The sequence below is a fragment of the Paenibacillus sp. CECT 9249 genome, assembly GCF_918697855.1.
In the GTDB taxonomy this organism is placed as follows: Bacteria; Bacillota; Bacilli; order Paenibacillales; family Paenibacillaceae; genus MSJ-34.
This window is the reverse complement of record NZ_CAKKLI010000010.1, coordinates 21,528-42,817: the sequence shown is the minus strand read 5'-3', so window position 1 is coordinate 42,817 and position 21,290 is coordinate 21,528. Positions and strand designations below refer to the sequence as shown.

Annotated in this window: 21 protein-coding genes; 19 read left to right on the top strand and 2 right to left on the bottom strand. The window is 51.0% G+C overall.

The genetic code is table 11. From position 1 onward, the window contains the following. Positions 1–45 precede the first annotated feature (45 nt). Positions 46–1,347, top strand: coding sequence for an extracellular solute-binding protein (locus LQ229_RS10205; protein ID WP_216536231.1), 1,302 nt, complete (start codon positions 46–48; stop codon positions 1,345–1,347). Here LQ229_RS10205 and LQ229_RS10200 read toward each other — a convergent pair. Then, a complete protein-coding gene (locus LQ229_RS10200; RefSeq protein ID WP_216536232.1) occupies positions 1,342–2,424 on the bottom strand; it encodes a hypothetical protein in 1,083 nt (360 codons plus the stop codon). The two genes, LQ229_RS10205 and LQ229_RS10200, sit on opposite strands and share 6 nt — an antisense overlap. A 154-nt stretch (positions 2,425–2,578) precedes the next feature. On the opposite strand from LQ229_RS10200, the gene LQ229_RS10195 reads away from it, so the two are divergent. After that, the gene (locus tag LQ229_RS10195; RefSeq protein WP_230191655.1) at positions 2,579–3,691 is read left to right on the top strand and encodes an SAM-dependent methyltransferase; all 1,113 of its coding nucleotides are present in this window, start codon (positions 2,579–2,581) and stop codon (positions 3,689–3,691) included. Between the two features lie 26 nt (positions 3,692–3,717). Here LQ229_RS10195 and LQ229_RS10190 read toward each other — a convergent pair whose 3' ends face one another. Next, complete coding sequence (locus LQ229_RS10190; protein WP_216536234.1) at positions 3,718–3,954, bottom strand: DUF2626 domain-containing protein; 237 nt, start codon at positions 3,952–3,954, stop codon at positions 3,718–3,720. Positions 3,955–4,374: 420 nt separating this feature from the next. Between LQ229_RS10190 and LQ229_RS10185 the strand changes: the two genes are divergently transcribed. The 17 genes from LQ229_RS10185 to ftsL all read left to right on the top strand — a co-directional run bounded on the left by LQ229_RS10185 (position 4,375) and on the right by ftsL (position 21,267). Then, positions 4,375–5,028, top strand: a complete 654-nt coding sequence (locus LQ229_RS10185) for an RsfA family transcriptional regulator (protein ID WP_216536235.1) — start codon at positions 4,375–4,377, stop codon at positions 5,026–5,028. A 130-nt stretch (positions 5,029–5,158) separates the two neighbouring features. Beyond that, positions 5,159–6,112, top strand: coding sequence for a 2-dehydropantoate 2-reductase (locus LQ229_RS10180; protein ID WP_230191654.1), 954 nt, complete (start codon positions 5,159–5,161; stop codon positions 6,110–6,112). Positions 6,113–6,176: 64 nt separating this feature from the next. Further along, complete coding sequence (locus tag LQ229_RS10175) at positions 6,177–6,560, top strand: DUF3397 domain-containing protein (protein ID WP_216536237.1); 384 nt, start codon at positions 6,177–6,179, stop codon at positions 6,558–6,560. Positions 6,561–6,652: 92 nt separating this feature from the next. Further along, entirely contained in the window at positions 6,653–8,374 is a 1,722-nt protein-coding gene (locus LQ229_RS10170; protein ID WP_230191653.1) for a peptide ABC transporter substrate-binding protein, read from the top strand. Between the two features lie 93 nt (positions 8,375–8,467). Further along, positions 8,468–9,400, top strand: a complete 933-nt coding sequence (locus LQ229_RS10165; RefSeq protein ID WP_230191652.1) for an ABC transporter permease — start codon at positions 8,468–8,470, stop codon at positions 9,398–9,400. A 2-nt stretch (positions 9,401–9,402) separates the two neighbouring features. Continuing rightward, positions 9,403–10,350 carry an ABC transporter permease gene (locus tag LQ229_RS10160; protein WP_230191651.1) on the top strand — a complete coding sequence of 316 codons (948 nt, stop codon included), beginning with the start codon at positions 9,403–9,405 and terminating at the stop codon, positions 10,348–10,350. Positions 10,351–10,363: 13 nt separating this feature from the next. After that, a complete protein-coding gene (locus tag LQ229_RS10155) occupies positions 10,364–11,359 on the top strand; it encodes an ABC transporter ATP-binding protein (RefSeq protein ID WP_230191650.1) in 996 nt (331 codons plus the stop codon). Continuing rightward, positions 11,356–12,312 (top strand): oligopeptide/dipeptide ABC transporter ATP-binding protein, encoded by a 957-nt coding sequence (locus LQ229_RS10150; RefSeq protein WP_230191649.1) that lies wholly within the window; start codon positions 11,356–11,358, stop codon positions 12,310–12,312. Before LQ229_RS10155 ends, LQ229_RS10150 begins: the two co-directional genes overlap by 4 nt. Before the next feature lie 162 nt (positions 12,313–12,474). Beyond that, the gene (gene bshC / locus LQ229_RS10145; RefSeq protein ID WP_216536243.1) at positions 12,475–14,100 is read left to right on the top strand and encodes a bacillithiol biosynthesis cysteine-adding enzyme BshC; all 1,626 of its coding nucleotides are present in this window, start codon (positions 12,475–12,477) and stop codon (positions 14,098–14,100) included. Positions 14,101–14,142: 42 nt separating this feature from the next. Beyond that, complete coding sequence (locus LQ229_RS10140; protein WP_216536244.1) at positions 14,143–15,411, top strand: adenosylhomocysteinase; 1,269 nt, start codon at positions 14,143–14,145, stop codon at positions 15,409–15,411. Positions 15,412–15,477: 66 nt separating this feature from the next. Continuing rightward, entirely contained in the window at positions 15,478–15,825 is a 348-nt protein-coding gene (locus LQ229_RS10135; protein WP_216536245.1) for a hypothetical protein, read from the top strand. Between the two features lie 721 nt (positions 15,826–16,546). Further along, positions 16,547–16,747, top strand: a complete 201-nt coding sequence (locus LQ229_RS10130) for a hypothetical protein (protein WP_230191648.1) — start codon at positions 16,547–16,549, stop codon at positions 16,745–16,747. Between the two features lie 35 nt (positions 16,748–16,782). Continuing rightward, positions 16,783–18,036 carry a stalk domain-containing protein gene (locus LQ229_RS10125; RefSeq protein WP_230191647.1) on the top strand — a complete coding sequence of 418 codons (1,254 nt, stop codon included), beginning with the start codon at positions 16,783–16,785 and terminating at the stop codon, positions 18,034–18,036. Between the two features lie 107 nt (positions 18,037–18,143). Then, positions 18,144–19,169 (top strand): DUF4349 domain-containing protein, encoded by a 1,026-nt coding sequence (locus LQ229_RS10120; protein ID WP_230191646.1) that lies wholly within the window; start codon positions 18,144–18,146, stop codon positions 19,167–19,169. A gap of 154 nt (positions 19,170–19,323) precedes the next feature. After that, positions 19,324–19,761, top strand: a complete 438-nt coding sequence (gene mraZ, locus LQ229_RS10115; RefSeq protein ID WP_230191645.1) for a division/cell wall cluster transcriptional repressor MraZ — start codon at positions 19,324–19,326, stop codon at positions 19,759–19,761. A gap of 63 nt (positions 19,762–19,824) precedes the next feature. Beyond that, on the top strand, positions 19,825–20,775 hold the full coding sequence (gene rsmH, locus LQ229_RS10110) for a 16S rRNA (cytosine(1402)-N(4))-methyltransferase RsmH (protein WP_230191644.1): 951 nt from the start codon (positions 19,825–19,827) through the stop codon (positions 20,773–20,775). A 75-nt stretch (positions 20,776–20,850) separates the two neighbouring features. After that, positions 20,851–21,267 carry a cell division protein FtsL gene (gene ftsL / locus LQ229_RS10105; protein WP_216536250.1) on the top strand — a complete coding sequence of 139 codons (417 nt, stop codon included), beginning with the start codon at positions 20,851–20,853 and terminating at the stop codon, positions 21,265–21,267. Positions 21,268–21,290 lie beyond the last annotated feature (23 nt).

Genomic DNA, 21,290 nt, shown 5'->3' with positions numbered 1-21,290 from the left:
TGTTAGAATAAGAGAGATTAGAAAGCGGATGAAAGGAAGAAAGTCGTGTCCAAAAAGAAATATGCGATTGTCCTTTTCTCGATGCTGCTCTTATGCTTTGTATTGTTTTCCCAATTTTTCATTGCCGCTCCTACGGTGGAGAAGACCGATCCGGGCGGAAAGGAAGGGAGTCAACAGCCTTCCGATATAGGCAATCCGAACGAGAACATGAAAGAGCTTCACGTAACCGTTCAAATGGATCCGCTCGACTTCACCGTATTGAATCAGATGAATATGGAGTATATGGAGCGCAACAACGTGAAAGTCTATCTTGAAAATATACCTCCCGAAAGCGCATACACCGAAATGAAGAGGGCGGCGCGAATCGGCGACGCGGCCGACGTCATGCTGCTGGACAGCGAATGGATCCGCGAATTTGCCGTTTCCGGTTACATTTTGCCTGTCGATTCGTATTTCTCGAGCGTAGCTTCGAACGAGGCTCTCGACGTTGTGATGAATATGGTGAAATGGAACGGATACATATGGGCGGTCCCGAAGGATGTCGATCCTTACGTTTTCGTTTGGAACGAAAGCTTGCTGCGCGAGCTTGGCGCCAATCGGCTTCCCGCAGACCGGGAAGCTTGGCTCGACTTGCTTCATCGCCTGGACGAAGCGGCGGATCGCAGCTATTTATTGGCGCTCCAACCGGAAGATCCGTACAGCTTCGTCTCGTTGTTGCGGCGGCTCGGACCGACCGGCGACGCGATTCCATTGCTGGAAGCGATTCAACCTTATCTATACATATCGATCCAAGATGATCGCGGTGCGTGGGAGTTGATGAAGGAAGGCAAACTGTTAGGGTTTGTCTCGACCTGGTCTCAAGCGATGAAACAGAAAGTTCGCGGCATCCAGATCGAGCCGGCCTCTCCGGAACGGGCAGGGGGCGAATTGTGGATTGCCAGCCGAAGCTTTGCCGTCTTCGCCGGATCGAAGCAAGAGGAGGAGGCGAAACGCTGGATTTTGGAAATGACGTCTCCCGAGACGCAGAGGGAATGGCTGGAGAAGACGGACGGGCTGCCCGCCATTAAAGCCGAATATGCCGGATTGAACCCGCAGATGTATCCGGCTGCCTTGCGGGAACGAATGATATCGGCCGCCGATCAAGGCATCGCCGCAAGTCCCGAGCTTGCCGAACAAATGGCCGCTTTATCGAAGCTGGTGCGGCAATTTGTGCAGAAGAAGACGCCGGCCGCGTTAATCGCCGAACATTTGCTGGCGGCGGGAGAAGGGCGGAAGGCAAGCGACGATCCCGAACGGGAACAGTCGGAGCCGCCGCAAACCATTGGCGAGCTGTCGCCTTCGTCATAAGTTTAGCGTTAATTTCACTTTCATCAGGCCGTCCTCGATTTGCACTTCGGTCGCTTTCAAGAAAGGCATGATTTGTTTCGGGTAAAAACCGAGATCGAATTGTTCCTCAAGCGAGCGGCGGGTCGTATCCGGCAATTCCAAGCCGTTAAAGAGAAGATGGTCGACATGGAATAAAATCGAGTTTTGCGGTTCTTCCTCAACCGTGTAATGACCTTGGATCGCGACGATAATATCGTTCCGTTTGCCGGTGGCGACCAGCCGGTCTTGCTCGAACGCAAATGCGAAATTGTCGAACAAGTTGTTTTTGCTGCGCAAAAAGGCGTTTAATTGATCGTCCTTGACCTGCACGGTATAGTTTAATCCGTCGATCGACAAGCTGTCCTTATCGCTTGTGATCATTTCCGGCAAATCTTGCATGACCGAAGCGAGCGCCTCGAAATATTGGCGCACTTCCCGGATGCCGATATTTTGCCAAAATTCGCTCAGTTCGGCGATGAGCCTTTTCATCGTTTCCGGATCGGCGCTTTGCGCCAAGGCGTTGTCGATATCGCTTTGCAGCCCAAGGACGCGTTCCCGCTGGGCGAGCAAACTCGTTTTCAATGCGCCGAGCTCGGCTTGCGTCGCCTGCAACTGCTCGTCTAGCTCACGGACTTGCCGGTAGTCGGCCATATATGTATGTAACAACTTGTGATCGTGTTCGACGATAATATTATAATATTCCCACATGAGCAGCATGTCGTTCCAGTTTTTCGTGGAGAAGAGCGCCGATAGGAGTACGTCCCGGTCTCCCATATAATAAGCGCGCAGCACGGCGCCGGCTTGGCCGCGTTTCTCGGCGACAAGACGGTCTTTATCGAGCAATTCCCGCTCAAGCGAGGTTAGCCGCGCAGCGATGTCGCGCTGCTGTTGTTCGATACGGGCGATTTCTTTATCGATTTCGACGACGGACAAACTTTTCTCCAAGATCGCTCTCGTCTCTTCCGGTGTCGGTTCCGCGAGCAACAAGGCGGGCTTGGACAGTGACGCGAATATAAACATACAAAGGGCTGCCGCAATCATGCGAATCCAAGCGTTCATATTGAGTGGCTCCCCTTTCACTTATAATGCTGTGTTCAACCTCTAATAGCTGGCAATTTAATATATGTTTCTCCAATCCCAATCATGATGCCGGTCCCGGTATTCCGCGGGCAAACATGCGAAATACGGCTGCACCGGAGGAAAGGTGATCCTATTGTCTCATTATCGTGGTTCCGCGAACTTAATTCAACATATTTATGATCAAATCGATCGCAGCGGCCGCAAAGCGATTCCTTTTTCTACCTATATGGAAAGTTGCTTGTATCATCCGGAATACGGATACTATATGACTCCCCGGATGAAAATCGGCAAAGACGGCGATTTCTACACCAGTTCGTCCATCGGGACAGTAATGGGCGAAACGCTGGCCTCCTATATCGTGAAGCGGATTGATGCGGAAGGATGGAAGGACGGGGAGGTGGCGATCGTCGAATGGGGCGCGGGGAACGGCAATATGGCGGTGCATGCCATGCTCGAGCTGGAGCGTATGAAGCGGCCGATCCGCTATGCGATCGTCGAACAAAGTCCTTACCATCGTGAGCTGGCCGGAGCGGCTTTGGACGCGAATGGGCTCCGGGCCGAATGGTGGTCTTCCGCCGAATTCGCCCGTCGCGCCGCCCGTACGAAAATCGTCTTGATCGCCAATGAATTGCTGGACGCGTTCCCGGTAGAGCGTCTCAGAGTCAAGGAAGGCCGCCTGGAACAGCTGCATGTCGCCCGCGGCAACAATGCGGACGGATTTGCTCCGGCATGGCTGCCGGCAGAGGGCGCGATCGCCGACCGGTACGGCCGGCTGCCGTGGACGGAAGGGCAACAATTCGAGGCGAACGATGCGGCGCTTGCCTGGTTGCGGCGTATGGCCGCCGCGATGAGCGAAGGGTATATGATCGCGATCGATTACGGCGATGAAGCGGATGAACTGTTCGGCGCCCATCGTATGAACGGAACGTTCGTCTGCTATTATAAGCACCGGGCTCATGACGACGCTTTTCTGCTGCCCGGCGAACAAGATATGACCGCCCACGTCGATTTTACGGCTTGTATTGCCGCCGGGGAAGAGGCGGGCTTAGAATCGGTAAGTTACGGCACGCAAAAACAATTTTTGGTCGAAGCGGGCATTTTGGAGCGGCTGCAAAACGATTGGGGCGGCGACCCGTTCGGCGAAACGGCCCGCCGCAACAGGGCGATTCGCCAATTGCTGCTGAGCGATCAAATGAGCGAATTGTTTAAAGTGTGGATCGCACGAAAAAAAGCGACCGGCGCATAAGCGCGGTCGCTTTATTGATTTTGTCGTTAGAAAGGCAGCCCCATTTTGAAAATGGTCCAATAACTGAATCCCGTAAACGTAACGATCATGTATCCCCAGAAAATTAAAATATATGTTCTTTCGGTAAATTTCAAGTACCCCAACAGAACAAAGACGGCCGTTTGCATAAAGAAAAGCAAAGCCATCTCAACCATGTCCCCGGCGAATGCCATGAGTCCGATCACAAGCGTGAAAAAGCCCAGTACGCGAAACATGCGTGCCATGTATTCATCCCCCTCTCGTCGTATGGATCGCCCATAATTTTCTATTCATCATTATAGCTCTTGATTGCCAAGGTGTAAACCGTGATGCGTGACGAATTATCAAATTTTTTGCGGGCGCTATAATATTTATTATTGTTTTTTGCAATTCGGCAAAAAATATGTATGAGCCTCCGTAAATTTGGAAATACAAAATAGTATTAAATAGATTCTATGAACTCTACTATGGGCATAGAGATGAAGTAAGCATTTTTTTTCATTCCAACGCGAACGGGCGTTAGTTTCCATGGCGGGAATCGTTATTTGGCTTGCCTGCGGAAGGTAACGTTTCACAAAAAAACGAGCGTATGCTTTCGAAGCAAGTTTGTTTGCGGCAATTTCGCGAAAGCAACGCTTCATAAAACTTTTAGGAGGTTATATAGCATGACTGCAGTTAGACAGGATGCTTGGAGCGCAGACGACGATTTGATTTTGGCGGAAGTGACGCTGCGCCATATTCGGGAAGGGAGCACACAATTGGCCGCATTTGAAGAAGTGGGCGAGAAAATCGGCAGAACATCGGCCGCCTGCGGTTTCCGCTGGAACAGTTGTGTCCGCAAAAAATATGAGACGGCAATTCAAAATGCGAAAGCGCATCGGCAAAAACGCAATTATATGAAGAAACAACCGCTTGGCGCAGGAGGCGCCCAGGTTGCAAGCTTGATGACAATGGAAGGGGAAGAGAGCGGGTATAAGCACGACGGCATTAGCGAGGAATCGATCTCGATCGATGCGGTTATTCGGTTTTTGCGCCAATGGAAAAGCTCCTATCAAGAAACGAGCCGCCAATTGAAAATGTTGGAGCGGGAATACCGCGAGAAAGAAGAGGAACTGCAATATTTGCGGAGAGAAAACGAGCGTCTGTCTAAGGAAGTTAACGAAGTGCAAACCGATTATCGCGTCGTAAACGACGACTATAAAGCATTGATTCAAATTATGGATCGTGCCCGGCGTCTCGCCTTCTTAAGCGAAGAAGACGACGAAACGAAAACGCGGTTTAAAATGGACGCGAATGGAAACTTGGAACGAATTGAATAAATGTAAAGAGTAAAAGGGATCCTGAAGAAGTTTGCACGGCAGGTGCGAACATTCAGGATTTTTTGTTTTTTTATTCATTCTTTGTTATATATGAAACGAGAGAATTAACTGCGGGTGGGAGGATAAATACATGTACATACAAATCGTAGGCGCCGGCGCAATCGGCCTGTTATTTGCCGGCAAAATGGCGGCGGCGGGGGCTCGGGTCCGTTTGTTGACGCGGACCGCCGAACAAGCGGAACGATTGAATCGATTCGGCATAACGCTGACCGGTACCGACGGTTCCAAACTGGCGGTAGCCGGTTGTTCGGCCCGGCCTGCCGGGGAAACGGGCGAAATCCGGCGGCAGGGGGCGGAGGAGCCGGACTGGGTGTTCGTTACGGCGAAACAGCGCCATCTGGACGATCGGTTGATGCGAATGGTGCGGGACGAAGCCGGAAAGCAGGCAAACGTGCTCTGTTTTCAAAACGGGATCGGCCATATCGAGAAGCTTGCAAACTATATTCCCGCGAATCGAATCTACGCGGCGGTTACGACGGAAGGAGCGAGACGGGATTCGGGCATTGAGACAGCGCATACCGGAAGAGGGCAGACGTGGATCGGACGAACGGGCGGCGACGCGGGCCGAAAGGTCGAAACGGAGGAACGATTATCGGAAAAATGTTTGATTGCTTTGCTCAAAAAGGCAGGATTCGAAGCGTTTATGTCGAAAGACATCGATAGGATGATTTATCGCAAACTGACGATCAACGCTGTGATCAATCCGTTGACCGCGCTGTTCCGTATTCGAAACGGCGAATTGCTCGCCAAGCCGGAGCGGCTCGAATGGATGCGTACGCTGTACGAGGAGACGCAACCGGTTTTCGAGGCGAAAGGTGTCGATTTGGGAGCGGGACTGTGGGAACAGATCTTGCAAGTATGCCGCGATACGTCCGGCAATACGTCGTCGATGCTGAAAGATGTGGAGAACGGCGCGCCGACGGAAATCGAATGGATTAACGGAGGCTTGATCCGTTTGGCGGAAGAAGTCGACATCGATGTGCCGGCGCATCGATACATATATAAGCTCATCAAAGCGATTTGATGTAAAAAAATGTTATCCAATTGTAAAAAAATTTAAATTTTTTTTAAGGGGGGGCGGTTTATTGATGAATTTTATTACATCTATTTTCGGGTCGATGGCCATTCTTCCGTTTATACCGTTTTTGGCGATTTGGCTAGGATACGGCGCCTGGTCCAAAGACCGCAAACGGGCATTCCGCCTGGCGATGGATGTGACGACCGCATTTTTGATCGCGTCCGTCGCTGCGTCGTACAATACGATTTTCGGCGGACAATTCGGTTTTTATTTCATATTAATACTGCTTCTCGTCGCTGCGGGTTTGCTCGGCGGGGCGCAGAACCGGCTTAGAGGCAAAATCGACGCGCGAAAACTGGCGAAAACGATATGGCGTTTGACTTTTTTCGTCATGAGCGTGTTCTATGTCATTTTCTTGTTTATCGGAATCTTTCATTATACTTTTAAAGTGTAAAATCTATTCTTGAATTTGGTATAGATTTTTTTGACCATTGGATGTATAATTGGTAATTATAAATTTTAATTATTTAGGGGGAGTAGTGCTTGATGAAAAGGAAGAGTTTGTTAATTATTTTAACATTAGTGCTCACTGTAGGCTTAGCTCTTGCAGGTTGCGGCGCTAAAGAGGGTAAGGCGCCCGAACAAACGCCGAACAATGAGAACCCGCCGACAACAAACGAACCGGCACCGGAAACGCCTTCTGTGAAGAAGGGCGGAGAGTTCCGCTTGAACCTTCACTCCGAACCGCCGACACTCGATCCGGGACAAGCGCAAGACAATACTTCAGGTACGGTTCTTGACGCAATTTACGAAGGATTGGTCAATGTAGACGAAGAAGGGAAGATCCACCCTGGCGTAGCTGAAAAATGGGATGTTTCCGAAGACGGATTAAATATTACTTTTCATCTTAACAAAAACGCGAAATGGAGCAACGGCGATCCGGTAACGGCGCATGATTTCGAATATGCGTGGAAGAAGGTGCTCGATCCGAAGACCGAACCGGCTCCTCCATATGCTTACCAATTGTACTATTTAAAAAATGCGGAAAACTATAACTTGGTAGATAACAACCCGAATCACATCGACGATCCGAACCAAGTCGGGGTGAAAGCGGCCGACGATTATACGTTGGAAGTAACTTTGGAAAACCCGACGCCATATTTTATCGGTTTGACGTCGTTCTATACCTACTATCCGCTTCATAGCTCGACAAAAGACAATGAAAAATGGGCAGCGGAAGCAAGCACGATCATTTCGAACGGACCGTTCAAAATCGCTTCTTGGCAGCATAACAACTCCATCGAGCTTGTTCCGAACGAGAACTACCATGACAAAGACAAAGTCAATCTTGACAAAGTCAAATTTGTAATGATCGATGCGGACGCTACCGAGTTGAGCATGTACCAAACAGGACAATTGGATTATGCCGGCGGGCCTACGGGCGCGGTTCCGACAGACCAAATTCCGAGCTTGCAACAATCCTTGCCTGATGAAATGAAAATTCAACCGTACGCAAGCGTTTATAACTACATTTTCAATAACAAAGCCGAACCGTTCGATAACGCGAACATCCGTAAAGCATTTGCGATGGCGATCGACCGTAAAAACATCGTAGAAAAAGTTACGCTCGGCGGACAAGTGCCGGCATACGGATGGGTAGCGCCAGGTTTGCTTGGAGCAGAGAAAACGTTCCGCGAAGAGCATTCGGAAAGCGACTACTTCAAGGAAGATTATGAAGAAGCAAAAGCATTGCTGCAAAAAGGTATGGAAGAAAAAGGATATACAAAACTTCCGGAAATTACTTTGATTCATAACCAATCCGACGGCCATAAGAAAATTGCGCAAGCGATTGCCGATATGTGGAAACAAAACCTTGGCGTCGAAGTGAAAATTGAGCAACAAGAATGGGGCGTATTCCTGAAAAACCGTACGAACGGCAACTATCAAGTGGCGCGTTCCGGTTGGGGCGCGGATTACAACGATCCGATGACGATGCTCGACATGTGGATGACGGGCAACGGAAACAACGATACATTCTTCTCGAATGCCGAGTATGATAATTTGCTGAAAGAAACAAGAACGATGACCGATCCTAAAGCACGTATGGAAAATTTCGCGAAAGCGGAAAAAATCTTGATCCAAGACAATATGGCGCTTATGCCGATCTACTACTACACGAACGTCAGATTAGTGAAACCGTACGTAAAAGGTGTTTATATCGACTATAAAGGTAATATTCACTTTAATAACGCGTACCTTGACAAGTAATCATCATTTCTAAAAATGGTGGCCTTGGGATATATGTGGCGTCCCCATATATATCCCCTTTTTTATTGATTAAATAAATCGAGGTGTACACGAATGGTTCGTTATATATCTAGCAAATTTATCTATATGTTAGTCTCGATCTTCGTGCTGGCGACCCTGACGTTTATGCTGATGAAAGTCATCCCTGGCGACCCGTTCATGTCGGAAAAAGCAGTACCGCCGGAAGTAAAGGCCCGATTAATGGCGCAGTACGGGTTGGATAAGCCTCTTTATCAGCAATACGGCCAATATTTGAACAATATTATCCATGGCGACCTCGGCGTCTCAATGAAAATGCAAAACCAGGACGTAGGCCGGGTCATTCGCGACTCGTTCGGATTCTCGCTCCGTCTGGGGATCGTTTCCATCATCGTCTCGGTCGTCGTGGGGGTATCGCTAGGCATGATCGCGGCATTGAATCACCGCAAGCTAATGGACAATTTCGCCATGGTCGTGGCGGTGATCGGGGTATCCGTCCCGAGCTTCGTGTTGGCGTCGTTTATGCAGTACTTTCTTGGAGTAAAGCTTCGCTGGTTTAATGTGGCAGGATTGAACGGCCCATTGGATTATGTGATGCCGGTTATCGCTCTATCGGCATTATCGATCGCCTTTATCGCGCGGTTGACCCGTTCCAGCATGCTGGATGTATTACATGCCGATTACATTAAAACAGCGAAAGCAAAAGGTTTGACTAATTGGTATATTATTCGCAAACATGTGATCCGCAACGGCATTTTGCCTGTCGTTACCTATTTGGGGCCGCTCACGGCTAACGTTCTTACCGGTTCCGTGGTTATCGAATCGATCTTCGGAATCGGCGGCCTAGGGAAAGTGTTCGTATACAATATTTCGAACCGCGATTATCCGATGATTATGGGGATCACCTTGTTCTACGGCATTATTTTGATGGTTGCCCGCTTTCTGACGGACATCGCTTACGGATTGGTCGATCCGAGAATTAAACTTGCCAGAAGGAAGGAGGGCTAACAATGGCGGCGAATAAAACGGAACGCGTCGTACTCGTTCAGCCGAAACCGGAAGATTTTCAGCATATCGGGCCGAATATCGCGCAGAACGAGGAACTGAAGCGCGAAAGCATCTCGGCTTGGCGCGATTCATGGGAACGTCTGAAAAGCAACAAGCTGGCGATGACGGGACTTTATGTTCTTATCTTCTTGATTATTATGGCGGTCATCGGACCATTGATTTCACCGCATGATTTTTATACGAACAGCTTGGACAAAACGAATCAGCCTCCTTCGGCGGAATTCTGGTTCGGCACGGACGATCTTGGCCGCGATATGTTCGCCCGTACATGGATGGGAGCGCGCATCTCGCTTACCGTCGGCGTTGTCGCCGCGTTGATCGACGTATTGATCGGCGTCATTTACGGAGGCATTATGGGTTACGTAGGCGGCCGCACCGATGAGATTATGAATAAATTTGCGGAAATTCTATACTCCATTCCGTATTTGCTCGTTGTTATTTTGCTGCTCGTCGTTATGGAACCGAGTTTGGTAACGATTATCGTCGCATTGTGTATTACGGGATGGATTAATATGGCCTGGATCGTACGCGGGCAAATTATGCAGCTCAAAAATCAGGATTACGTGCTTGCATCCCGTTCGCTTGGGGCCGGGGCGTCGCGTATTTTGTTCAGGCATCTCGTCCCGAATTCGCTAGGGCCGATTATCGTTACTTTGACATTAAGCGTGCCTTCGGCCATTTTTGCAGAGGCCTTTTTAAGTTTCTTGGGATTAGGCGTTCAGGTGCCTGTCGCATCATGGGGAACGATGATCAACGACGCGATCGCGTCCTGGATGATCTATCCGTGGCGCATGGTATTCCCTGCAATCCTGATCAGCTTGACGATGCTTGCCTTTAACGTGCTCGGAGACGGCTTGAGAGACGCGCTGGATCCGAAGATGAAAAAATAGGAGGTGGGAAGGTATGCAACCGATATTGGATATTAAAGATTTACACGTATCGTTTCATGTGCGCGGCGGGGAAGTTAAAGCTGTGCGCGGGGTGAATTTGCAAGTGAACGAAGGAGAAGCGGTGGCGATCGTCGGCGAATCGGGATGCGGAAAAAGCGTAACGGCGCAGACCATTATGCGATTACTACCTACTCCTCCTAGCGTGATTAAACAAGGCTCGATTACGTTTAAGGGCCAAGATATATTGAGCAAGACGGAAAAAGAGATGGAATCGGTCCGCGGCAAAGATATGGGCATGATCTTCCAGGATCCGATGACATCGCTCAATCCGGTCATTCCGATCGGCAAGCAAATTACCGAAGGGCTGATCAAGCATCAGAACATGTCCGCGAAGGACGCCCGCGACCGGGCCGTTGAAATGCTGAAATTGGTAGGCATTCCGAACCCGGAATCGCGGTTCAATCAATATCCGCATGAATTCTCCGGCGGGATGCGGCAGCGTGCGATGATTGCGATCGCGCTGGCATGCAATCCGTCGCTGCTCATCGCAGACGAGCCGACAACGGCGCTTGATGTGACGATTCAAGCGCAAATTTTGCGGGTGATGAAAGAAATGCAGCAGCGCTTGGGCACATCGATCATTCTCATTACGCATGATCTCGGCGTCGTTGCGGATATGTGCGACCGCGTCGTCGTTATGTATGCCGGCGAAGTGGTGGAAACGGGAACGAAATGGGAAGTGTTCAAAAATCCGCAGCATCCGTATACTCGCGGTTTGCTTCGTTCGCTGCCCAGACTCGATCAAGGGAAGGACGAGCCGCTCGTTCCGATTCTCGGCACGCCGCCCGATTTGATCAAGCCTCCGGCGGGATGCGGCTTCTGCGCGCGCTGCGATCATGCGATGCGCATTTGCGAGAAGGTTGCGCCTGAAGCCACAACGCTGAGCGAGACGCATATGTCCCGTTGCTGGCTGCTTCACCCGTCGGCGAAGCAGGAGGTGAAAGCATGAGCCATTCATTGATTGAAGTCGATAATTTGAAAAAATATTTCAATTTAGGCAAAGGCAATATATTAAAAGCCGTTAACGATATCAGCTTTTCGATTCAAGAAGGGGAGACGCTCGGAGTCGTCGGCGAATCCGGCTGCGGCAAATCAACGGCGGGCCGTACCGTTCTTCGCTTGTACGAACCTACCGCCGGGCAAGTGCGTTTCAACGGCACGAATATTTACAGCTTGAACGGTGCGAAGATGAAAGCCTTGCGCCGGGAAATGCAGATGATATTCCAGGATCCGTACGCTTCCTTGAATCCGAGAATGACGGTAACCGACATTATCGGCGAAGCGTTGGACGTTCACCATTTGGTTGGCAGCAAGGCGGAACGCAAGAAACGAGTGGAAGATTTGCTCGATATGGTAGGTTTGAACCCGGATCACGCTACCCGTTATCCGCATGAATTTTCCGGCGGGCAACGCCAGCGGATCGGAATTGCGCGGGCGCTCGCGGTTGAGCCGAAATTTATCATTTGCGACGAGCCGATTTCAGCGCTGGACGTGTCGATCCAGGCGCAAGTCGTTAACTTGCTGCAGGAATTGCAAGACCGATTAGGCCTTACGTATTTGTTTATCGCCCACGATCTGTCGATGGTCAAGCATATTAGCGACCGCGTCGCGGTTATGTATCTCGGCAAAATGGTAGAGCTCGCCGACAGTGCGGAACTGTACGACAATCCGCTTCATCCGTATACGAAAGCTTTGCTCTCCGCGATCCCGATTCCGGATCCGGAAGTGGAAGCGGCGAAAGAACGGATCGTGCTCTCGGGCGATTTGCCAAGCCCGATCAATCCGCCGAGCGGCTGCCATTTCCGCACTCGTTGCCCGATGGCGACGGAGAAATGCGCGCAGGTCGAGCCGGAATTCGTCGAAGTGAAGAAAGGCCATTGGGCCGCTTGCCATTACGCGTAAATATAATATCGTTAGACGAAGCCGCCGCTTCCGCCGTCCGCGGAAACGGCGGCTTTCATGTTTCTTTTGACGTTGAAATCGCAGTTGTGTACAATCAAGGAGTATCATATATCTTGTTTGAACTTATATTTGTTCTTATATAAGGAGGCAGGGGAGGCAGTCATGAAGGTTGTGAATGGGCCGGTCGCCGCAAGCAATCCATTGGCGGAACATGTCATGCGCCGGTTTCAAGAAGTGCGCGAACTGTTCGAATTCGATCCGCAGACGGATTGGGAAGCGCGCGCCTCCTGGATTGACGGATCGGCCGACACGCGAGTCGATCGCAAGCAGCTGGCCGCATGTTTGCGGAGCTATAATGCGGGCCGAAACGATGCGGACGCCGTACGCGAGGCGTTGGAAGCGCTCGAGAGAGAGGAGACGCTTGCCGTCGTCGGCGGGCAGCAAAGCGGTTTGTTTACCGGACCGCTGCTGGTCGTCTATAAGGCGGCGACGATTATTCAGACGGCTCGAATGGCAGAGCGCAAGCTTGGTCGCAAAGTGGTGCCCGTGTTCTGGATTGCCGGCGAAGATCACGATTTTGACGAAGTGAACCATACCTATGTATTGTCGCCGGAATTGAAGGCCGAGAGAATTAAGCTGGACCGTCCGACCGAGGAACGCACCTCGATTAGCCGAATCGCCTTCCAAGCGGAACAGTGGGACGCGGCAATCGAACAACTTGCATCCTTGCTGCCGGATAGCGAATGGAAACCCGCATTGCTTGCGAGACTGAAGCGATTCGCCTCGGAGTCCGCGACGTTGAGCGATTATTTCGCCCGCATGATTGGCTGGCTGTTCGGCCAATACGGATTGGTGCTGCTTGATTCGGCCGATCCCGGGCTAAGACGGGTTGAAGCGGGAATGTTCGAACGGCTGATCGCGGACAACGATGAGCTCGAGCGGGCGCTATTCGCTTCGGAAGAGGAAGTGCGGCGTCTCGGGTTCGCGCCGCAAGCCGACGTCGTTGAAGGCAACGCGAATCTGTTTATTTTGCATGAAGGGATGCGCCTTCTTTTACATAAGGAAGGAGAGCGGTTTACCGACCGCAAAGGCCTTGTATCCTATACGGCTTCGCAATTGCGGGAGGAGGCGCGGCTGCATCCCGAACGGTTCAGCAACAACGTATTCACCCGCCCTCTTATGCAGGACCATCTGCTGCCCGTCTTGGCTGCAGTGCTCGGACCGGGGGAAATCGCCTACTGGGCGTTAACGCGCCGGGCCTTTCGGACATTTCGCATGCGGATGCCGATCATCGTGCCGCGGATGGCGTTTACGCTGCTTGACGGTACGCTGGAGAAGCATATGGACAAATTCGGCTTGCGGTTTGCCGACATCGGCGACAAGTTCGCCGAGCGCCGGGACGCTTGGCTCAAGGGGCAGGACTCGCTTGAACTTGATGAGCAATTTGCGGCATTGAAGACGGAAGTGGAGCGAATGTACGCCCCGCTGTTGGGCAAACTGACGCTCATACAGCCGGGTTTGGGCAAGCTGGGCGAAACGAATCGGCAGCGAGTGCTGGATCAGATCGCATATTTGGAGCAGCGCGCGTTCGAAGCGATTGCGAAGCAGAACGATGCCGAATTGAAACAGTGGGAACGCATTCAAATGTCGCTCTTGCCCCTTGGCAAACCGCAGGAACGCGTTTATAATATCTTTGCGTATTTGAACCGGTATGGGGAGACCCTTATTTCGGACATCATGGAAATTCCCCTTGATATATCCGGGCAGCATCGACTTATATATCTATAAGAGGAATGACTTTTTGAACATGCATTAAAAGGAGGTTTTTTCATGAGTACGTTAGCGAAGCAAAACAGTATGATTACCGATTTGAATTTAGCGCCGGAAGGCCACTTAAAGATTGATTGGGTCAAAGCGCATATGCCCGTTCTGAACCGCATCCGGGAACAATTCGAGCGGGAGCAGCCCTTCAAAGGGTTGAAAGTGGCCATTTCCCTTCACTTGGAAGCGAAAACGGCTTATTTGGCCAAAGTGGTGCAAGCTGGCGGGGCCGAAGTGACGATTACCGGCAGCAATCCGCTCTCGACGCAGGACGACGTATGCGCGGCATTGGTGGAAGACGGCATTACCGTTTACGCCAAATACAATCCCGATCCGAAGGAATATAAGGATTTGATGGTAAAGACGTTGGAGACGAAGCCGGATTTGATTATCGACGACGGCGGGGATTTGGTGACGATCTTGCATTCGGAACGTCCCGATTTGCTCGCGCAAGTGCGCGGGGGCGCGGAAGAAACGACGACCGGGATTTTGCGCTTGAAAGCGTTGGAAAAAGACGGGCAATTGAAATTCCCGATGGTGGCAGTCAACGACGCGTTCTGCAAATATTTGTTCGACAACCGTTACGGTACGGGCCAATCCGTATTCGACGGCATTAACCGTACGACGAATCTCGTCGTTGCCGGCAAAACGGTCGTCGTTGTCGGTTACGGCTGGTGCGGCAAAGGCGTGGCGATGCGCGCCAAAGGACTCGGCGCGAACGTCGTCGTTACCGAAATCGACGCAATCCGGGCCGTGGAAGCTTATATGGACGGGTTCGCGGTTATGCCGATGAGCGAAGCTGCCAAAGTCGGGGACTTGTTCGTAACGGTAACCGGCAATCGCGATGTCATTCGCGGAGAGCACTACGAGGTAATGAAGGACGGCGCGATTCTCTCGAATGCCGGCCATTTCGACGTCGAAGTGAATAAACCGGAACTTGCCGCTTTGTCCTCTTCGGTTCGCACGGTTCGCCGCAATATCGAAGAATATCAGTTGAAGGACGGACGCAAAATTTATTTGCTTGCCGAGGGACGATTGGTTAACCTCGCGGCAGGCGACGGACATCCGGCGGAAATTATGGATATGACTTTTGCGCTGCAAGCGATGTCGTTGAAATATGTGAACGAACAGTACAAGCAAATCGGCAGCAAAGTCGTGAACGTTCCGTACGAGCTGGACGAACAAGTGGCGCGCTTTAAACTTGCCTCGCTCGGCATCGGCATCGACGAACTGAGCGCCGAACAGAAAGCTTATCTTGACAGTTGGGCCGAGCATTAATTGCCAATCGGCGAATCGAACAGCCCGGGCCTGCGCCCGGGTTGTTTGGCTAGGAAGGAGCGCGCGATGAAGCGGATTTTTATGCCGTTGGCCATGCTTTTTACGCTAATGTTAAGCGGTTGCAATCTACTGGAATCCGAAAAATATGAGGTGCCGATTGAGTTGGTTGCTTTCGGGCAGCTTACCGATGCGGAAAGGGAGCGAATGGTCGCGAGCCCGAAAGATTCGGTTGTCGAGAAAGTGACCGTTATCGGCGATATGGCAGCATTTCTGGACAAAAACTTGATCGGGTCGGAAGTGTACGCCGTAACGTTTCGCCGCACCGCGACGGATGATACCGGGAATATTACGGTGTACATTGCATTGGATAAACAAACGGCGCTCGGAAAAGGGTTCAGCGATAAAGAACAGTAGAACCGGAGGCAGTTTCCTCCCGAAGCTGCGAAAATACAGTTTTCTCCTCCATTTCTTCTAACGCCCTGCTTCCCCAAGTTCGCGGACACAGGAGACGTTAATTGTGACAAACGACCCGCTTTCGGGCAGTTTCCTGACATACGATCCTTTATTCGTGGCAAAAGCGTAAAAATAGGCCCCCAACGAACGGATAAAGGAACCAATGTCCGCCTAAACAGCGAGTAAGCGATTTTGACGCAAAATAACGGCCGTACGGTCCGGATGCATTTTCTCGTTGCAACGGCATTGCATAAACGGCGACTATTGTATGAAATTTCGAACAAAATCGACGGATCCGATGCTTGCGCCGCTCGTTGTGTGTGATATTTCGTCTACATTTTGTCATGCCTATGCTGATTCATCACCCCAACCCTAATGCAACGCCATTGCCTCAAAATCCGCTCACTCCGCCAAAACAGCGCTTATGGACAAAATAAGGCCTCCAATATCCGCTAACCAATGTCCATCTCTTCGGAACCGTCCGCTGAAAACACAGTAATACATTCGATGCTACGCTAGTGCGTTAGCGGCCGGCTTGCTCCTGCAGAACGGCAAAACCTGCGAAAGCGCATGCCTTCCCGACCGCAAAAGGGCATCAATGTTATACCGATAACTGCTCATACTTAAATTAAACAGATTAAAAAATGCAAATTAAATTAATTTTACTCATTCGCCACCGCTGATGAAACTGGCTTTATTGCGCATATACAAGGAGATGCCTTCCTCCATTTCGAAGGCGATTCGCGCGGCGCTCTTGTTCGGCGCTAACGAAATTGACCATCCTTATTGGCCTCAAAATGAAGACGTTCCCATTCTAACGAAAGTACGTATTGTGTCGCCAAGCTATCAATCTCTTGCTCCTCCTATTCATCTATTACTATAATAATAGAGTACGCCCCAATTATTAGGAGGAATATTATGGAGAAGAAAAGATGGCAATTCTCTCTCGCACTTTTGCTTTGTCTCGTCCCGTTTATGGCAAACGTCCCGTCTGCGAACGCCGAATCGAAGACGACGATTTTGCTGGACGACTATCCTCTATCATTTCCCGCAGAACCGAAAATAATAGACGGAACGACGATGGTCCCTTTCCGCGCCATCGCCGAAGCGCTGCGCATTCCGGTTGCATGGGACGCGGCATCGAAGACGATTACGGCCGTGAAGAAAACGGCAGACGGGGATAAAGAAGTCGTGCTGGAATTGAACAGCACGACCGCGAAAGTTGACGGCGCGCCGGTTGCGCTTTCGGTTAGCCCTGTAAGCGCAGGAGGCACAACACTCATTCCGTTAAGCTTCTTCAGCAAACAATTCGGCGCGGACGTCTCTTGGGATGCCGCAACGAAAACGGTCCGTATCGTTTCCCCGCAAACGGACATGTACAGTTTAGCATTCTACGCGATCTCATCCTTCGGACAAAAACATTTGATCGAACATTTCGACGCCGTATCTTTCGGCTGGGCAAGAATTGACGGCGATGGGCGGCTGACAACGGAAGGGAAAGACTTTTACTGGCCGAAACCGGCCGGCGACGTAACTCCCGAACAAATTGTCGCCGACGCATCGCAGGAAGGGGCCGCCGCATACTTGATGGTTTTCGCCGGAGACGATACCGGGGAATTGACCAGGCTGATCGAAGATCCGGCCCTGACGGAGAATGCCGTCGCCGAGATGGTGAAGCTGGCGCTAGAGAAGAAATTTTCGGGCATTTCGCTCGATTTCGAAGGACTGGGACTTACGGGCGACATCGACAAAGCGAAGGCAAGCTATACCGCTTTTGTCAAAAAGCTCGCCGCAGAAACGAAAAAAGCGGGCTTGAAGCTTTCGCTCGTTCTGCATCCGCTGAACGGCGCGTACCGAGGCTATGACTATGCCGCCCTAGGCGCTTTGGCCGATGAAATGATCGTGATGGCCTACGCTTACGAGGGGGAGAAGGGGCCCGAACCGCTGAAAAGAGTGGACGAAGCGATTCGCCTCGCATTGCAGGAAGTTCCGAAAGAGAAATTGGTGCTCGGCATTTCCATGGGGAGCGAGAATGAGCAATCGGTAGGCAGCAAGATCGGGCTCGCCAAACGTTATGACTTGAAGGGAGTCGCCATATGGAGGCTCGGACTCGTTAGCGATGCGGCAATGACGCAAATCGGATCCAGCATTTCTCCGCTTCGGAGCTTGTAATCATATCTATTTTTTCGGACGGTGCAACCTCTTTGCTATCGGTTTCGTCTTTATGAAAAACATGGAAATTCATAATTAAGACGCCGAAAGGCAAGGGGGTTGTCATTTTGACAAAACATGTGAGGAAAACGTTTGCAATGATTGGCGCATGCTTGTTGTTGGCCGCGCTTATCGCGGGTTGCAGCAGCGCCGGCAAATCTGACAGCGCTTCGGACGCCGGGTCTGCGCAATACTCGAGCACCGAATCGCTTGCGTCGGACACGAAGGCATCGATGAATAAAGCGCCACAGGCGGAAGCTCCGCAAGCGCTTGAAGCGGAGAGCGGGGAATACGCTTCCGATTCGGCGCATTCCGCTGCCGGAATGGGCACGGATGCGATTGCAGCGGACGAGGGGTTCAATCGAAAACTTATTTATCGCGCCGATCTTTCCATGGAAGTGGAAGATTACGTCAAGGCGCAAAGCGAACTGTTGAACCGCGTCCAACTGGCAGGGGGGTACGTTCTGGAATTTTCGGACCAGAAAAGTCTCTATGAACTTGGCGGAACCTTCACTGTGAAGGTCCCGTCCGGCGGATTCATGAATTTTATCCAGCAATTGGAGCAGATGAAGCATCTCGAATTTTCGCGCAACTTGCAGGCAAACGATGTGACGGAAGAATACGTCGATCTGGAAGCGAGATTGAAAGCGAAGCAAGTGGTAGAGGCCCGCCTCCTCTCGTTTATGGAAAAGGCGCAGAAAGCGGACGATCTCGTCCGGTTCTCGTCCGAGCTCGGAAGCGTTCAGGAAGAGATCGAGCGGATTAAAGGGAGAATGCGTTACCTGGAACAAAACGTCGCCTTTTCCACCGTCAATCTTCGACTGTATCAGACTTTAGAAGATGCCGATCAAGCGTCGATCAAGTCGAAAAAACCGTTCGGCGAACGAATTTCCTCCACGCTGTCGACCAGTTGGCAATGGACGGTCGCATTTCTGCAAGGAATCGTCCTTTTTGTCGTCGGAGCGCTGCCAATCCTCGTTCTTTTGTCGATTGCCGCCGCTGTTTACTGGGGCGTTTACCGCAAGAAATGGAAAGCGAAAAAGAAATTGGCCGGACAAATCGGACCTTCCGAACAAGACGAAAAGAAAGATTAACATAATTTTAGGATGTTTGGCAACAAAAATTTAATAATTTTGAAAAAATCCTGCTTGCATAGCAGGATTTTTGTTTGTTTCGGCGAATTAATATGTCATTGGTGGTGAAAAGTGGTGTAAAGTGGGAGACTTGGGGTAAGGGGTGGAGCGGCCGATGTTCATGGGCGAATATCAACACAGCATTGACGATAAAGGTCGAATGATCGTGCCTGCGAAGTTCCGCGAACCTCTCGGATCCTCATTTGTACTTACCCGCGGCTTGGACCAATGTTTATTCGTTTATCCGAAAGAGGAGTGGGCATTGCTCGAGCAGAAGCTGAAAGCTTTGCCTCTGATGAAATCCGACGCCCGCGCGTTTACAAGGTTCTTTTTTTCCGGGGCGACGGAATGCGAGTGGGATAAACAGGGCAGGGTAAACATACCGGCCAATTTGCGCCAATATGCAAAGCTTGATAAGGAATGCGTCGTCATCGGCGTATCCAATCGGGTGGAAATTTGGAGCAAAGACATTTGGGAAAACTATTTTGAGCAATCGGAAGAAGCGTTCAACGAGATTGCCGAGAAGCTGGTGGATTTTAATTTTGACTTATAACGGTTCTGCGGCTCGCCTGGCTTCGAAGGGTGCCATAACGAAAGCAGTATAGGGGGCTTAACGTTGTTTCATCACATCACGGTTCTAAAAGAAGAGGCCGTAGCGGGCCTTAACATCAAGCCCGACGGAATCTATGTCGATTGTACGTTAGGCGGGGCGGGGCATAGCGCTTCCATCGCTTCCAAGCTTAACGGCGAAGGCAAATTGATTGCTTTCGATCAGGACGATCTGGCGCTTGCCAATGCCGAAACCCGGCTTGCCGATTACAAGGATCGCATTCAACTGGTGAAAACGAACTTTAGATACATCGAAGAAACGCTGCTGAATTGCGGCGTACCGCAACGAGACGGCATCCCGCAGGTGGATGGCGTGCTGTTCGATCTAGGCGTGTCGTCGCCTCAGCTCGATGAGGCCGATCGCGGATTCAGCTACAATCACGACGCGCCGCTCGATATGCGCATGGACCGAACGGGGGAATTGACGGCTTACGAAATCGTCAATCGTTGGTCCGAACAAGAAATTGCCCGCATTTTGTTCGAGTACGGGGAAGAGAAGTTTTCGCGCAGAATCGCGAAAACAATCGTGCAAGCTCGCGCGCAGCAGCCGATCGAATCGACGGGACAACTCGCCGAGCTGGTGAAAGCGGGCATTCCGGCCGCCGCACGCAGAACGGGCGGACATCCCGCCAAGCGCAGCTTCCAGGCGCTGCGGATTGCGGTGAACGACGAGCTAGGCGCTTTCGAAGAAGCTTTGCATAAGACGATCCGCTGCCTGGCGCCGGGCGGACGCGTATCGGTCATTACGTTTCATTCGTTGGAAGACCGGATATGCAAGCAAACATTTGCGAGCTACATTGAAAAATGTACCTGTCCCCCGGATTTTCCGATGTGCGTTTGCGGCAAAACAAGCACGTTGAAACTGATTAACCGAAAGCCGACATTGCCGAGCGACGAGGAATTGGATTCCAATCCGCGCGCGCGTTCGGCAAAATTGAGAATTGCGGAAAAGCTGTAAATGATTTCGGGTTCAAAAAATCGCGAAAGTTGCATTGAACAATCATTATGAATGATTTGTTGGAGGGTATACCGTATGGCCTATGTACGCGGCAATCTAGCCTTGCAAGAAAAGAAAATTAATCGCACTCCCGAACGATACCGCGAAACGACGAAAGTCGTAAAGCGGAAAGTAGCGCTGCCGATGCAGGAAAAGCTGCTCTATTTGTTCACGATCGTTATTTGTGTGTTTGTCGCCGGGGTCATCATATGGCGTTACGCGCAAATCTACGATTTGAATACGCAAATGCAGCAAATGAATCGGGAGATTCAAACAATGCAGCAGGAAATCGCGGTTTTGAAAATCGAGAAAGAAAAACTTGAAAGTCCGGAACGGATTCGGGAAGAAGCGGAAAAACTCGGGCTGATTGCGCGAGCGGCGGACGGGGATGAAATTGACGTACATACTACCGGCTCCAAAGGCAAAAATGTGAAAACAAGCACGGCACAGTGAGGGATTTTGAATGAAGAAAAGAA

Bases quoted from the DNA above. Each gene is read 5' to 3' on its own strand.
- LQ229_RS10200 (WP_216536232.1), bottom strand. From the start codon at position 2,424: ATGAACGCTTGGATTCGCATGATTGCGGCAGCCCTTTGTATGTTTATA.
- LQ229_RS10190 (WP_216536234.1), bottom strand. From the start codon at position 3,954: ATGGCACGCATGTTTCGCGTACTGGGCTTTTTCACGCTTGTGATCGGA.
- LQ229_RS10185 (WP_216536235.1), top strand. From the start codon at position 4,375: ATGACTGCAGTTAGACAGGATGCTTGGAGCGCAGACGACGATTTGATT.
- LQ229_RS10180 (WP_230191654.1), top strand. From the start codon at position 5,159: ATGTACATACAAATCGTAGGCGCCGGCGCAATCGGCCTGTTATTTGCC.
- LQ229_RS10175 (WP_216536237.1), top strand. From the start codon at position 6,177: ATGAATTTTATTACATCTATTTTCGGGTCGATGGCCATTCTTCCGTTT.
- LQ229_RS10170 (WP_230191653.1), top strand. From the start codon at position 6,653: ATGAAAAGGAAGAGTTTGTTAATTATTTTAACATTAGTGCTCACTGTA.
- LQ229_RS10165 (WP_230191652.1), top strand. From the start codon at position 8,468: ATGGTTCGTTATATATCTAGCAAATTTATCTATATGTTAGTCTCGATC.
- LQ229_RS10160 (WP_230191651.1), top strand. From the start codon at position 9,403: ATGGCGGCGAATAAAACGGAACGCGTCGTACTCGTTCAGCCGAAACCG.
- LQ229_RS10155 (WP_230191650.1), top strand. From the start codon at position 10,364: ATGCAACCGATATTGGATATTAAAGATTTACACGTATCGTTTCATGTG.
- LQ229_RS10150 (WP_230191649.1), top strand. From the start codon at position 11,356: ATGAGCCATTCATTGATTGAAGTCGATAATTTGAAAAAATATTTCAAT.
- bshC (WP_216536243.1), top strand. From the start codon at position 12,475: ATGAAGGTTGTGAATGGGCCGGTCGCCGCAAGCAATCCATTGGCGGAA.
- LQ229_RS10140 (WP_216536244.1), top strand. From the start codon at position 14,143: ATGAGTACGTTAGCGAAGCAAAACAGTATGATTACCGATTTGAATTTA.
- LQ229_RS10135 (WP_216536245.1), top strand. From the start codon at position 15,478: ATGAAGCGGATTTTTATGCCGTTGGCCATGCTTTTTACGCTAATGTTA.
- LQ229_RS10130 (WP_230191648.1), top strand. From the start codon at position 16,547: ATGAAACTGGCTTTATTGCGCATATACAAGGAGATGCCTTCCTCCATT.
- LQ229_RS10125 (WP_230191647.1), top strand. From the start codon at position 16,783: ATGGAGAAGAAAAGATGGCAATTCTCTCTCGCACTTTTGCTTTGTCTC.
- mraZ (WP_230191645.1), top strand. From the start codon at position 19,324: ATGTTCATGGGCGAATATCAACACAGCATTGACGATAAAGGTCGAATG.
- ftsL (WP_216536250.1), top strand. From the start codon at position 20,851: ATGGCCTATGTACGCGGCAATCTAGCCTTGCAAGAAAAGAAAATTAAT.